At 47.5% G+C, this 13922-nt stretch carries 12 protein-coding genes; 3 read left to right on the top strand and 9 right to left on the bottom strand.

Annotated features, from left to right (window positions below; translation table 11 throughout):
- Nucleotides 1–29: 29 nt before the first annotated feature.
- The 4 genes from ACV3PA_RS04645 to ACV3PA_RS04630 all read right to left on the bottom strand — a co-directional run bounded on the left by ACV3PA_RS04645 (nt 30) and on the right by ACV3PA_RS04630 (nt 6873).
- Nucleotides 30–2750, bottom strand: a complete 2721-nt coding sequence (locus tag ACV3PA_RS04645) for an Ig-like domain-containing protein (protein WP_456125718.1) — start codon at nt 2748–2750, stop codon at nt 30–32.
- Nucleotides 2751–3583: 833 nt separating this feature from the next.
- On the bottom strand, nt 3584–4924 hold the full coding sequence (locus ACV3PA_RS04640; protein WP_456125717.1) for an Ig-like domain-containing protein: 1341 nt from the start codon (nt 4922–4924) through the stop codon (nt 3584–3586).
- Nucleotides 4925–5156: 232 nt separating this feature from the next.
- Nucleotides 5157–5564: a hypothetical protein gene (locus tag ACV3PA_RS04635; protein ID WP_255997326.1), complete on the bottom strand. Its 408-nt coding sequence runs from the start codon at nt 5562–5564 to the stop codon at nt 5157–5159.
- A gap of 73 nt (nt 5565–5637) precedes the next feature.
- Nucleotides 5638–6873: a UDP-glucose dehydrogenase family protein gene (locus ACV3PA_RS04630; protein ID WP_456125716.1), complete on the bottom strand. Its 1236-nt coding sequence runs from the start codon at nt 6871–6873 to the stop codon at nt 5638–5640.
- A gap of 110 nt (nt 6874–6983) precedes the next feature.
- On the opposite strand from ACV3PA_RS04630, the gene ACV3PA_RS04625 reads away from it, so the two are divergent.
- Nucleotides 6984–7232 carry a hypothetical protein gene (locus tag ACV3PA_RS04625; protein ID WP_041255214.1) on the top strand — a complete coding sequence of 83 codons (249 nt, stop codon included), beginning with the start codon at nt 6984–6986 and terminating at the stop codon, nt 7230–7232.
- A 62-nt stretch (nt 7233–7294) separates the two neighbouring features.
- Here ACV3PA_RS04625 and ACV3PA_RS04620 read toward each other — a convergent pair whose 3' ends face one another.
- Both ACV3PA_RS04620 and ACV3PA_RS04615 read right to left on the bottom strand, forming a co-directional pair.
- On the bottom strand, nt 7295–7744 hold the full coding sequence (locus ACV3PA_RS04620; protein WP_394679823.1) for a helix-turn-helix domain-containing protein: 450 nt from the start codon (nt 7742–7744) through the stop codon (nt 7295–7297).
- A 110-nt stretch (nt 7745–7854) separates the two neighbouring features.
- Nucleotides 7855–9288, bottom strand: a complete 1434-nt coding sequence (locus ACV3PA_RS04615) for an SdrD B-like domain-containing protein (RefSeq protein WP_456125715.1) — start codon at nt 9286–9288, stop codon at nt 7855–7857.
- 140 nt (nt 9289–9428) lie between these two features.
- Here ACV3PA_RS04615 and ACV3PA_RS04610 point away from each other — a divergent pair, with 140 nt between their 5' ends.
- Nucleotides 9429–10946 (top strand): S8 family peptidase, encoded by a 1518-nt coding sequence (locus tag ACV3PA_RS04610; protein WP_456125714.1) that lies wholly within the window; start codon nt 9429–9431, stop codon nt 10944–10946.
- A 45-nt stretch (nt 10947–10991) separates the two neighbouring features.
- Here ACV3PA_RS04610 and ACV3PA_RS04605 read toward each other — a convergent pair whose 3' ends face one another.
- Genes ACV3PA_RS04605 through ACV3PA_RS04595 form a run of 3 tightly spaced genes read right to left on the bottom strand, consistent with a single transcriptional unit; the run spans nt 10992 to nt 12158 of the window.
- Nucleotides 10992–11414 (bottom strand): hypothetical protein, encoded by a 423-nt coding sequence (locus tag ACV3PA_RS04605; protein ID WP_053454386.1) that lies wholly within the window; start codon nt 11412–11414, stop codon nt 10992–10994.
- 7 nt (nt 11415–11421) lie between these two features.
- Complete coding sequence (gene fabZ / locus ACV3PA_RS04600) at nt 11422–11844, bottom strand: 3-hydroxyacyl-ACP dehydratase FabZ (protein WP_023469477.1); 423 nt, start codon at nt 11842–11844, stop codon at nt 11422–11424.
- Nucleotides 11845–11870: 26 nt separating this feature from the next.
- Nucleotides 11871–12158, bottom strand: a complete 288-nt coding sequence (locus tag ACV3PA_RS04595) for a DNA-directed RNA polymerase subunit beta (RefSeq protein WP_053454388.1) — start codon at nt 12156–12158, stop codon at nt 11871–11873.
- Between the two features lie 386 nt (nt 12159–12544).
- On the opposite strand from ACV3PA_RS04595, the gene ACV3PA_RS04590 reads away from it, so the two are divergent.
- A complete protein-coding gene (locus ACV3PA_RS04590) occupies nt 12545–13912 on the top strand; it encodes a hypothetical protein (protein ID WP_053454389.1) in 1368 nt (455 codons plus the stop codon).
- The last annotated feature ends 10 nt before the right edge of the window (nt 13913–13922 follow it).

Raw genomic sequence — 13922 nt, 5'->3', positions numbered from 1 at the left:
GTTTCTTTTCATTACATAGATCGTTTAAATTATTTAGACACAGTGACAGAAGTAAATGTTGGGTGTAAGTTACCTTCTAGATCAGAAACACTGAAATCAGCAGTTGGTTTCAATGTAATCGTTTTAGCTGCTTCGACAGCAGTCAATGAACGGTTAAGTGTTAATGTAACTTGGTTTGTTGCAGTTCCCATTGCTTCTGTAACTACCGCACCTGTAAGTGCAGCATCATCCAAGTAGATTCCGAAATCTGCTACTGGAGTACCTTCAACGATAGATGCTGGAAGAATAGCTTCATCAAATGTTAACGTGATAGTTGCAGAACCTGGTGTACCTACGTTATTAGATGTTAATACAGCAGAAGTCAATGCTGGTTTATCATTTTCTTCGAAAGCTTTTTGTGAAGTAACTGATTCCATAACGTTTCCAGCTACATCAGCAACGTTTTTGACTGTGAAGTTGTATGTTCCAGACTTCTTGATTGCACCCTCTTTAAGAGTCAACTTAACAGTCGTTTTAGCATCAGTTGTGAAGACAGCTTTTTCAGCTACAACTGATCCTTCGATCAAGTAGTTGTTAACGTCTAACGCTGAAGCTCCTACTTCTTCACTGAATACAACTGTAATTTCGTTGTTATCAGAAGACTGTGTACCAGAGACTACTGTAGGTTTTACAGTTTCACTTGCCGAAGTACCAACTGTGTAGTTAACAGTAGCCACTTCATTCGGATTAGCTACAACGTCACGGACTAAGTCAGCTGGAAGACTAACATTGTACTTCCCTTTTTCTTGTGTATTAATAAGAATCTTAACTTGGTTTTTAGATCCAGTTACAGCAGATGCTGTTGTAGCTAAGTTAACTGGCTTTTCTACACCAGAATCAGTGATGTATGAACCAGTGATTGTTGGAGCAGCGTTTTGAACAGTTACATCTTCAGAGAACGTAACTACAAGGTAAAGCTGGTTATCAATGATTTTAACTTCTTTAGACGCTACTGTTGGTTTTACAGTATCTACAGGGAAGTTAACAAGTGAAGTCTTAGCAGTACCTAGATTACCAGCAACATCATAGAATGCTGAAACAGCGATATCTTTGATTCCGTTGAACGAAGAATCACGAACTGTAAGGACGCGACCAGACTCATCAAGGCTAGCATTAGTGTCAAGATCAGCAGTTACTCCACCAACTGTTGCTACTACGTTTCCAGCGCCAACAGCTACTTTTTCAGAGAAGTTGACAACTACATATCCAGCTTGTTTAGAAGAAATCGACTCAACAGTTGGAGCTACTTCGTCTACTGATTTTTTAACAACAGTGAACATTGCTGGGTTAGGGTTCATCAAGTTGCCAGCGTAGTCAACAAGGCTACTGATTGCAACTGAATAAGATTTTCCAAGTGTGAATGATCCGCCAGTAAGATCTAAGACGAATGATTTTTTATCAGCTGCTAAAGTAACAACTGGCGTGAATGATGCACCAGAAGCATCAGTAAGTTTAATTGCATTCGCAAGGTCACCTTGAGTTACGTTGATTGGCTCAGAGAACGTGAATGTTGCTTTACCATTCGCAAGGTATTCTGGCGAAGAAACTGTTGGGCGTACTTCGTCAACAAGAGAAACTACTTTCTCAAACTTATCAACTTTTGCACCTGAGACAGTTTTGATATCTTCAGTAGTTGCTACTGCATAGCTACCGTTGAATGTGTTCAGAGCAGAAATTGTTAAAGTTTTTCCATCAGCAGACAATTTACCAGTCAATGTTCCAGTATTTTGTGCCGTTCCTACACCAGTGAATGAAATGTGCTGTACTTCGTTAGAACCATTAAGTACTGTAGTAGCATCAACAGCTTTGTTGAAAGTCACAGTAACTTCTTTAGCGTTAATCGCCTTAACTTCTTTAACCATTGGAGCTTCGATTACGAAGTCTTTAGCAGGTGAAACAACTTCACCGACTTTAACTGCGAATGCGTGAGTTCCAGCTGGAAGTACGCCTGATTTAGCAGTCAATTTGCCGTCTTTGAGTTCAGCAGCAACTTTGATTGGCTCTTTAGTCATGTCTTTGAATGCATAGACAAGAACTTCTGCTTTCGCATCTTTTGCTGGGTATTTAACGTCAGCAGAAACTGAAAGCATATCGTCTTTGATTTCGTTCATGACGTTTGTGATTTCAGCAGCTTTGACTTCATAAGCGATTGAACCCTTGATTGAAGAGTTTTTGCCCATGTAGTTGTAAGACAATTTCATCATGCCAGCTTTGTCTGTTTTTTCAGCCGTGAGGTTGAACGATTTAGCAGAACGAGCGATGACTTTACCGTCTTTGTATTTCACGTCGATTGTTGAAGGAAGGTTGAGTTTCTCACCAACTGCGACAGGAGCGAGCTTTGGCTCAACAACGTCAACTGGGTAGTTGTTCAACTTCACTTTGATCGAAGCTTTTTTCGTAGTACCTGAAACAGTACCAGAGATTGTTTGGTATTTACCGATGTATTTTTTGTCGTAAGAGACTTTGCCCCATTTGACTGAACGGTTTTCGTATTTCTTGTTTGAAAGCAATACTTTAACCGTTTTTGGAAGTGACAATTTTTTCACTGCGAATGTGTAACCACCGTAGTGTGAGATTGAAGCTGGGTTTGTAACAGATTTAACTGTGACTTTCGTAGCAGCATCCGCCGTAAGGCCTGGTGCTACTGCTGAAGCTGTCACTGCAAGAGCAGCTGCTGCAGCGTATAATTTGTTCGATTTCTTCGTGCCCATGTGTAAAAATCCTCCCTTAATTAAACTACTAGTTGACTTGACGACTTGCCTCCAATAAAAGACAAAAGACAAACTTCAGGATCTCCTTCACCCAGCCTTTTCTCGTCCATACAATGGTAATCGAGTTGCTATTTCTACCAACAAAATTTCAATTGTATTTCAAATCCAAGTCAGATAAAGGAAGAAGTCTTACGTCCTGACGAAAATTGATAATTAGATAAAACAGGTAATATTAGTAACCTAATTTTTCCTTTTCTATCGAATCAGTATGTAATCGTCATTCCATATTCCTTATCGACACCTGATACTCCAATGTTTAACGATTTCTCGAAGAAAAATCGTTTTTCATGAATTTGCAGGTTAATCCCACTGTTTACCAGTTGTCTCGACCTACAAGAATAAATATACCGAAAGTGTTTCATTTCAACAACCCTAAATTTGTAACTAAAATGCAATCTAATGGTCTTATTAAAAATTTTTTACATGGTGTCTTATGGAAAATGATTTTCCGGTTACCCTACTGTTAAAAAACACCTTTTTTTCGACAAAAAGTGACACGGTTTAACGACTGGGTGTCGAATGATTTTTTTATCAAAAAAGCTAGACTAACTTCTCTGCTTTTAGTCCGATTTTAAAAAACGAGGAAATGATTCGAAAGTCACGCTCCGATTTTCGATCCAAAAGAGATCAAAAAAATTTTTTTTAGATGTTTTTTGATCCTTTCATCGCTTTTCCCCTGATTGCCCCTACCCACAAATTGTGTCGAAATCATGAAAACGCATTCCTCAAACAATAAGGAATGCGTTTCTTCTATAGATGACAAGCATAGTTTATTACTTCACGTATACCTGCTTCGTTGTTTTCCCGTATCGGTTCTCAGAAGAGACGGTGATCGTTGTACCACGCTTTGCTTTAGGGATTGAAAATGTATAGCGACCCGTTTGATTCGCTTTTTGAGTATACGTACGCTTGTCGATCGTTAATCGTACGGTTGCGTTTCTCTCCGTCGTTCCGCTAACCTGTCGCGCTCCGACTTTCACCGAGTTGATCTGTAAGACTGGAAAGAGGTGACTCGCTGTCAACCGGAAGTGATAGTATCCACTGTAGTACGTACTCCCAATCCGGAAGTAGTAAGTGCCTTTCGGAAGCTCAAGACTGTCTTTCCATCTACCTGGCGTTTTCTCATTTCCGCTCAGACTCCGATAATAGAGTGACTTGTTCATCGGGTCCGTCCATTCAATCGTCATGGACGGATCAATCATCGTTGTGACGTCGAACGTCACCCGACTCTTTTTCGGCAACGTCACGCGATAATAATCGTGATGATCCTGCCAAGTCAGCAGACCACTGTAGTCTTGTGCAAACGATAGACGTGTTGCCTCAAGCACTCCGTCATTCGGTTCCTGTTCATTCGTCGTTACCGGTTGCATCGCTGCCTGGACCTGATAACGACCGGTTTGTGTGCTCGTCCGTAACAAGGTTAGGAAGTAGGTTCCCGCTTCTACATAAACCGCTCGACGGAATTTTCCAGGTGACTTCTCTTCACTGACGAGATAGCTCGAGAAGACGTTCTCATTTAAACTGTCCGTCAGACTGATTGTTGCGTTGCCACGCAGGTATGTATCGATCGCTAGTGACAGCTTGCCGCTTTTCGGGACATTCAGTTGATAGATGTCTTTTTCATCTTGCGCAGACAGCATTCCACGGACCGCTTTTTGAAACGGTAGGACTTGCGCTTCTAGCGTACCGTTATTCGGTTCCTGGTCATCCGTCGTGATGCTCTCTGCTGTCGCACGAAGCGTATAGGCTGCCGGTCGTTTACTCAAGATGTATTCCGATACGATGAGACGGTAGTTGCCCGGTTCAACGTATTCAGACAGGACAGCTTGTGCTTGTCTGACGCCATCACTATTTAAACTCTGATAGAGAACTTGTTTGCCACGTTCATCCTGTAAGGTCACGCGTGTATTTTCACCGAATCCACTGACGTCGAAGGTCAACTTACTCGGGCGCGTCACGGTGAGTTCATACTTCTCCACCTCATTAGGTTTTAGTACACCGGATACCGGTTGATCCCATACGAGTGGTCCATCGGCTTCGACCGCACCACCTGACCAGATGATCAATAGTAGACTCAACACACTAGCTCGTCCGATCATACGTATTCCGTTCATCGCTTTCACTCCTCGTTTTTAGGTCATGCCTTCATCAGTATACGAAACCACCTGCTGGAGTAGTTCTGTGCTTTTCGGGAGAACGGAAATCGATTCTTGAAAATCAGCGATATGACAAAAAAAGAAAGCCGCGCGGGCTTTCTTTTTAAAGTCGACCTATTATTGATTGCCCGAGCACAGCGTTCTTCTCCGACGAGTTGGCTACCCTCTTGTAGATCCTTTCATATAGTACTCACGGCAAAACATACATCGACTTTTCCAGCGCTTCGAGAAACGGACGCTCCGCAAAGGCATGGCTCCGTTCTGCTGTAACGACGATTGTCTCCTTCTCGCGCTTAAAACGAACCGGCAGTCCTTCCGCGATCCAGTCGAGTTGTGCTTGCATCTTTTGGCGGATGCTGCCGCCTTTGCGTTCTGCTTCCATGAACTGACGTATGTACTGCAGAACATAGCCGAATCCGAACTCGATCGGAATTCGGAGTTCCGTCCCCCGCTGACGAATCCGGATTAGTCCTGCCCCGTAATGGACGGCGCGTTCCCACTCTTCGTTCTGTCGTTGATTCCATCCGGGATATAACACGTGTGCCTCGAGCGCTCCCTTCGGACCGCTCGGTTGAACCGCGAAGTAATCGATCTGCATGTCGCCTCGTCCTTTCGTCTACCAAAATAGGGATGACACCATGACTGGTCTCATCCCTAATGACAGGTCGTCCTTAACGTTTGTTCGAAAATTCTTTTCCCGGACGTCCGATTGCTTCATACGCGACGCCTGCTGGGGCATCGACATACTGCCAACAGTTCCGTCCGTCAATCAAACGCGGCGTCTGCATGACACGCGTCAATAGTTCCGGCGCCATCGTCTTCATCTCCGGCCACTCCGTCATGATGACGGCGACGTCTGCTCCGCGTAATGCGTCTTCAAGCGTCGGCTTCTGATCGAGTAGCGTCCGCGCTGCTGGGTCATAGCCGACGACGACGACACCGAGTTGCTCGAGACGTTCCGCAAGGCGTAAGGCTGGCGCATCCCGTAAGTCGTCCGTGCCCGGCTTAAAGGCAAGACCAAGCAGAGCGACACGCATTCCCCGCTCCGGACGAACCTTCGCGAGGACGTAATCGAGCTGGGCTTCGTTCGTCCGGTCGGCTGCTTCGATGACATGCAGCGTCGTATCGTGTGTCCGCGCAAGCGTCGTCAATGCGGCGATGTCTTTCGGGAAGCAAGATCCGCCGTAGCCGGCACCGGCTCGCAAGAACGCAGAACCAATCCGGGGATCAAGTCCGATCCCGTGGGCGACTTCCGTCACGTCAGCTCCGACTGCGTCTGCGAGTCGAGCGATCTCATTAATGAAACTAATTTTGACAGCGAGGAAACTGTTCGCCGCATACTTCGTTAATTCGGCAGTCGTCGGATCGACGACGACGACCGGGGCTGTCGTCTGAAACAGCTGTTCGATCGTTGCTGCGAAAGCAGCATCCGTCGTCCCAATGATCAGACGGCTCGGTTGACGATTATCCGCCAGTGCCGTTCCTTCACGCAGAAACTCCGGCACCATCGCGAAGCGTAACGTCGGGTGCTCCGCCTGCAGACGTGCCGTCGTTCCCGGCGGCACCGTCGACTTGACGATGACGCTGGCTCCGGGACGTGTTTCTTCGATCAAACGGGCGACTGCTTCGACAGCCGATAGATCACAGCTACCGTCTGCCCGTTCCGGTGTCCCAACGGCGATCAAATATAAATCGGACGCCGGATAGTCCGTCGTAAACGTCAACCGTTCTTGATTGAGACGAAGTGCGTCTTCAATCCCTTCTTCGGTGATTGGTGCGATTCCTTGCGCTAACCGTTCCATCCGTTCTGCATTCAAGTCGACACACGTCACCTCATGTCCGTTTTCTGCGAGTCCGATCGCGGTGACGAGTCCGACATATCCTGTCCCAATCACTGTTGCTTGCATCTCCATCACGTCCTTGTCCATTTTTCTCTGTCTTCACTATACGGGAGTCCAGCCGATTTGTGCATCGAAAAAGCTTTCCGAATACGCTATACTGAGTACGGAATGGAGGAATGCATGTGGCGATCATCATTTTTAGCCTCATTTGTCTCTTCGCGTATCGGATCCGTAAGCTTCCAGAAGTCCTGCGGTCGATTTTACTCGTCCTCGGTTTAATCAGTGGATGGTTCGCGTTATTTGAGATCATTGGATATATCGAAGCCAATCCGTACTTGGCGGCGATCCCGATCGCACTCGGGCTCGGCTATTGGTACTGGAAACGTAAGCAACGTTCAGTCAAAAAGACGCCTTCGGATCAGTGAAGGCGTCTTTTCCTGTGACATACGAAAGCGCACGAGGGAAATGTCCCTACGTGCGCTTTGTTTTAGGATTGTTGTTTGCGTTCCATCGAAGCGATTTGTTCCTCGATATCGAGCAACTTCAATTCGTGTTCAAGCTCAAGGCGACGTTTCTTCCGTTTTAGGCGAGCGAGTTCTGCTTCCATCGAAGCTTTCGAGGCTTCCGGTGTCGCCGTCGTCTCACTCGATTGCATCGTCGCTTGAAGCGGATCAAAGACGTTCGACTTCGCAAACTGGGCTGCTTCCGGTCCGAACATGTCTTGGATGATCGGGAGGATCTTGTTCAATGCGGTTCCTGGAATCTGTGATTTCTCATCGACTAACCGTTTCAACGCCAATTCATCGACACGGTAGCCTTTGCCGTCCTGCTCCGCGTGCAATTCCCCTGTCCGAATCCAGCGCCGAACCGTCTCTTCTGATACCCGTAACAATTCACTGATTTGTTTCGTCGTCAACATCGAATCCCTCTTTCCTATAATTTGATACTACTATTATGCGCATATGTGTGCGTGTGTGTCAATTAACACACATCATTCTATAAAAAAGAACGCCTCCGCTCGGGAGACATTCTGTTGTATTCTAATCCTTATCGTTTTCGAACGAGCAACCATAATCCGGCGACGGCACTCATACTACCGACGATCGCGAACGGAAACGGCTTGTCTTCCCCCGCTTGCGGTAGACGTTCTGCTATAACGGTTGGAGTCGATGTAGCAGTGTCCGCTTTTGCTGCGACCGGTGCTGTCGATTTTACTGGACTGACGACTTTTGTCGGTGTTTCTACCGGTTTCACAGGTGGAGCGAGTTCGACGGCAACCATTGTTCCGCCACCATCGCGTGTTAGATCAAGGACGGCGTCAACCGATTGACGTTTTAAATGCTTCAAGAGATGCGCCTGAGCATCCTTTGCCTCACTCATGTCCTCTTCAAAGGCGATGTAATCAAGGTGATGCATCGCTTTGACCGTATAACCAGCAGGCGCTTTGACTTTTAAGATGTATGTGCCGACCGGGAGGCTGTCTCCCGATAGAACCTGATCATCACCTTCGTCTTCAAACGTCCATGCTGTTTCACCCGTGACTGTATCGAGTAACGTGTACGTCATCGGGACGGTCTCTTCTTTTTCCTGTGGCTGTTGATCACCGTTCGCATCAACGAAGTTCGTCAGCGTCAAGAAGTGCGACGGTTCCATCATCTCGTCACCTTCCGTCATACCAGCATCGATGACGCGAACATCTCCAGCTTGAATCGTTACGTTCGTCGTCCCGAACGTGTTGACGTCAGAATCCTGATGCGGCTTCGTGAATGTATACAAACCGATGTCATAGCCATCGACCTTGACTTGATACGTGCCCGGTGTCACCTGTTCGAATATGTAGTTCCCTTGCTCCGTGATTGCCATATCCGTGACGTCGCCGCGCGGCGTGATCAAGAAGACACTGACGTCATCAAGAAGTGCTTCCGTCTCTTGGCGAATCCCGTCATTGTTCGCGTCATACCAAACCGTTCCCGAGATTTGTCCCTTCGTCGCTTTAGCGTTCGTCGCCGGAGCCGGTTTTGCTTCCGTGACCGGTTTCTCCTTCGTTGGCGTCGTCGGTTTTGATTGATTTGGTGTGACCGGTTTTGTGTCGGGCTTTACGTCTGGTTTGACTTCTGGTTCCGTGACCGGCACTTCCGGTGTCACGGGATCGTCCGTTGCTGGTTCCTCTGCGTCAACTTTCGGAAACTCAAGGATAATCGATTGTTCTGTCGTCGATTCCGTGACGACGATCCGTGGTGCTGTCTCTGCCGTGAATGTCACGGTCGGATGTGCAGTGATGTCGATGCCACTTCCCGTCAAACCGTCTGAAAACGTCAGTGGTGTCTCACTCGTCACATCAACGACTCCTTCTCCCGTGAAGGTCAACGTATACGGTCCTGTCCCGCTTGCTGTTACGTCCCATTTCGATTCGGCTTGGACCGGAGCAATGCCCGTCCCACTCCACATCAGGAGTAACAAAAAGATGATGATTTTTTTCATGATGTCTCATTCAGCTCCGTTTCTAGTAAGAAAAACATATCTAAATTTTATACAACCGCGTAAAATTAAACCAGATAATTTTGTTTGAACTGTTCTTTTTTTCAACTTTCCACCATTTTCCGTAAAGGTCGTGATTTTTGATGAAACGTATCCTTCCACTGCTCCTCGGTGTCAGTCTCCTGACCCCATCCGCCGTTTCCGCTGCGACGACACCACTTCCGGTGACGAGTCAGACGTTACGCGGTACATACGATGCTTCCGGACGCGCTGTCTTCACCTTGCCGTCCGCCCTTTATATCGAACGAGCGACGCATCTTGAATTCGATTTAGATCGCTCAAAAGGTTCCGTCTATACCTCAAAGACGAATTTCAGTAAAGGGACCACTTACAGCCGATATCGCCAATTGCAAGACGAAGCGCTAATCTTCCCGCTCAGCTGGTCCGGTACACAGTATGTCGTTTTTGAAGGAAAACCCGGTACCCGCTACCAGATTCCTTTCAATCTTCGTAAACTCCAACCGCTCTTACCGATGAAGCCAAGTGCGAAGACATCGAAGAAAGCGAGTCTCCTCGTCAAGATGAAACACGGTAGTCTGAAACAATCAGTCTCGACGTCCCTAAATGCATCACGATCTTCACTTTCGGCACTGTCGCTTGAAGAATGGACGTTCAAGACGAAAGCAGCCGCGCAGCAGGCAAAACGTTACTTGGAACAATCCGCTGCCGTTGACTACGTCGAATATACACAGACCGTCCAGACAGCAAAGGATATGTATCGTCCGTACCAATGGTCGCTCCAAAACACAGGACAACGAAAAGGAAAAGTCGGGGCTGACATCCAGTATGCGGGTGCAATGAAACGCCTCTCCGGAAAGACGTTACATCCGACACTCGTCGCCGTCGTCGATACCGGCATCAACTCGACCTATGCCGATTTCGCAGGACGCGTCCGAACCGATCTTGGATACGACTTCGTTCGCGGAAAGACATCGGTCACGGATCCGGATGGTCATGGTTCTCACGTCGCCGGCATCATCGCTGCGAATGCCGATAATCTGTACGGCATCCAAGGCATCAATCCATCCGCTTCCTTGATTCCGATTCGTGTGCTCGATGCACATGGGCAAGGCTCTACATCGGACGTCGCACGCGGAATTCTCCATGCTGTCAAAAAAGGCGCCCGCGTCATCAACCTCAGTCTGGAAATGGACGAAAAATCGCGCGCCATCGAGGATGCAATTGCATATGCCTATCAGAAAAAGGTGCTCGTCGTCGCTGCTTCTGGTAATGACGGTGCGAAGACGATCAGCTATCCTGCGCGCTACGCCCACGTTCTCTCTGTTGGCGCAACGGACCGAAAAGATGTTCGCGCCCCGTTCTCGAACCGTGGAAAAGGACTTGATCTCGTCGCACCGGGGGTTGAGATCCCAAGTTATATCGGTGATGGTGAACTCGCTTATTCGAGTGGTACCTCGATGGCGGCTCCTCACGTCGCTGCTGTCGCAAGTCTCTTGATGAGCTTGAAGCCGAGCTTGTCACCGAGCGCGACGGAGAAGCTTTTAAAATCGTCTTCCCGAGATCTCGGAACAAAAGGCTACGACACCTCATACGGATATGGTCGCCTCGACGCGAACCGCGCCGTCTCGCTCGTCAAATAAACGACAAAGCGCCGATTCCTGTGACAGGAGTCGGCGCTTTGTCGTTCATCGGATAATTTCGAGCGGAATCTCAATCCCGCGTCCTGCTCCGGCATCAATGACGAGGACAGGCAGGCGATTTTCGTTGAAGACTTCATCTTCAACGGTCGTATCTGAGGTGTACGTGCGAATCTCACCCATTTTTTTAGCGGAAAACGACACGAATGGGAACGGAATCGATTGATTCGAGACTTCAAGACGAATGTCGACTTGTTGATCGTCAAGACGAATGTCGTTCGTCGTCTTGATCGTTAAACGCATCCGATCCTTACTCGTCAAGGAAATCTGGGCGGAGATGTTCTCTGTCTGACCAGCCCGTTTGATCGGATCGACGATGACCGATGGGGAAGCGGTCTCGACCTTTTCAGCACGCTGGCAGCCAGGGATGATCAATAAGGAAATCGCGAGAGGGAGCAACCAGCGTTTCATCTGGTCGTCACTTAATTGCGAATGTCAATTCGGCAGTGCAGGCGACTTCCCCGTCTACCGTCGCTGTGGCACGACCTTTTCCAATAGGTCCACGTAACTTCGTCAATTCGACTTCAAGGCGCAATTGATCGCCCGGCACGACTTGACGTTTAAAGCGGCAGTTCTCGATGCCAGCAAAGAAAGCAAGCTTTCCTTGGTTCGCTTCCATCTTGAGGACAGCGAAGGCACCGACTTGCGCGAGCGCCTCGACGATGAGAACGCCGGGCATGACGTTATAGTCAGGAAAGTGTCCATTGAAGAATTCTTCGTTCGCAGACACGTTTTTCACTCCGACCGCACGTTTGCCTTCTTCGACCTCTAAAATCCGATCGACGAGCAAAAAGGGATAACGATGCGGAATGACTTCCTTGATTTGTTCGATTGTATACATATTAAACAGCTCCCATCACTGACAAATTAAGATTTCATCCAAAAATCGGTGATGCGGGTCCATGTGTCGAGCTTTAACACATCCAATGCCTCGCCACCACCAAACGTTGCATACCCTACCATTGCACCGACGACCAGTGCGACGATGACGAGAACGAGAACGATCAACAACCGGACGAGAATCGGGACACGTCGCGTCGTGTACTGACGAAGACGTGGTGTTTTCTTTTCAGATGCTCCAGCGTCCTTGCCTTGTTGATGTCGCTTTGAACGTTCACGCGTTGGCTGTTCCGTACCTGCTTGGTCTTGTACCATTTTGATCACCTTTCATTGATTCAGTCTAAGCGTAGTATAGCACATTAGTACCAGGTAACAATATCAGGAATGACTTTGTTTTCTCCCGGCTCCTAGCTAGTGTAACACGAGCAATCGTCAAACATTTAAAAAAAGTTTTCTTTTGTTATATAAGGAAGTAAAAAATTCGCAACACATTATTTCCGTAAATCTCACATTTTTTTAAATCCAAATGCCAACCGCCCGCGTAAGCCTTACAGATTCACAAGCAACACTTACAAGCACAGGATGACACGGGCCCGGTTTCATCCCTCTATTCAAGTTTAGATCAACGCTTCCAAACGTTTTTCATATTAAAAACCAAAGCAAGCGCTCCACTACCTTAAAATCGAGAGGATGGATTCAACATGAAACACACTAAAAAATTCGCAGCATCAGCAATGGCAGCAGCACTCGTACTTCCAGGAACAGCAGCATTCGCTTCTGGTGGCGCAGATGACATGAAACAAGAAGCACCGAAGAACGTCACGGTCAAAACAAAAGCCGCTGACCTTCGTGCAACACTCGATCAGTTACTTTCAGAGCACTTCGTCCTCGCTGTCATGGACATGAAAAAACAATATGACGGTTCAAAAGACGCAGAATATTACGAAGCAGCACTTAAACAAAATGCACTCGATATGACACCAGCCATCGCTTCAGTCTACGGCGACGAAGGCGCAAAACAATTCGAGAAAATCTTCGTTGATCACAATAAATACACAACAGACCTCGTCAAAGCAGTTAAAGCGGACGACCAAGACGGCATCAACGCTTCGAAGAAAGAAACAGAAGAGTTCGTACAAGATCTCTCAAGCTTCCTCGATACAGCAACGGAAGGTAAACTCCCGAAAGCAGCAGCTGAAGAAGTCCTCCGTGCTCACGAAGCAGACGTCTACAAAACATTCCAGCAATATGCAGCTGGTGACTATGAAGGATCATACAACACGTTCCGTGAAGGTTACAGCCGCATGTACGATATCTCTAAAGCACTCTCTGTTGCCATCACAACACAGATGCCTGAGAAATTCGACAACACGAAAGCTGATTCTAAAGCAGCAGATCTTCGTTCAACACTCAACAGCCTTGCAGCTGAACACGTTGCACTTGCGAACCTCAGCATGACAGCTGGTGTCGATAAAGCGAAAGATTACGATGCAGCAAACTGGGCTGAAGATATGCACACTGCTGACTTCAAAGCAGCGATCAAATCAATCTACGGTCAAGCTGGTGCAGATCAGTTCGAACAAGTTTGGACGAAAAACCACATCGAAGCACAAGCAAACCTCGTCACAGCAGCAATCAATGACGACAAGAAATTGATGGGTGACGCACAAGACATGCTCAAAATGTTCTCGAACGATTTCGGTGCATTCCTTGGTGCAGCAACAGAAGAAAACCTTCCAACAAAAGCAGCACAAGAAGCCGTATCAGGTCACGAGACTTACGTCCAAGATACGTTCATGCAGTATGTTGAAGGCGACTACAAAGGTTCTACCGACACATTCCGTGAGTCTTACGCTTACATGTACGGCGTAGGTGAAAACCTCGGTGAAGCAATCGTTAAACAATCACCTGAGAAATTCATGGATGGTACACCAGGCTCAATGCCGAACACTGGTAACGGTGGTATGAGCGACAACAACACAGCTGCAACAACAGGTGCAATCGCAGTATTCGGTCTCGCACTCGGAGCAGTTGGTCTTGTCCTCGCACGCAAACGTCAAAACGCCTAAGAAATTGGGT

The organism is Exiguobacterium sp. EA-TM-5 (assembly GCF_053878415.1).
The sequence above is the reverse complement of the archived record's forward strand: the minus strand, read 5'-3'. Positions and strand labels throughout refer to the sequence as shown.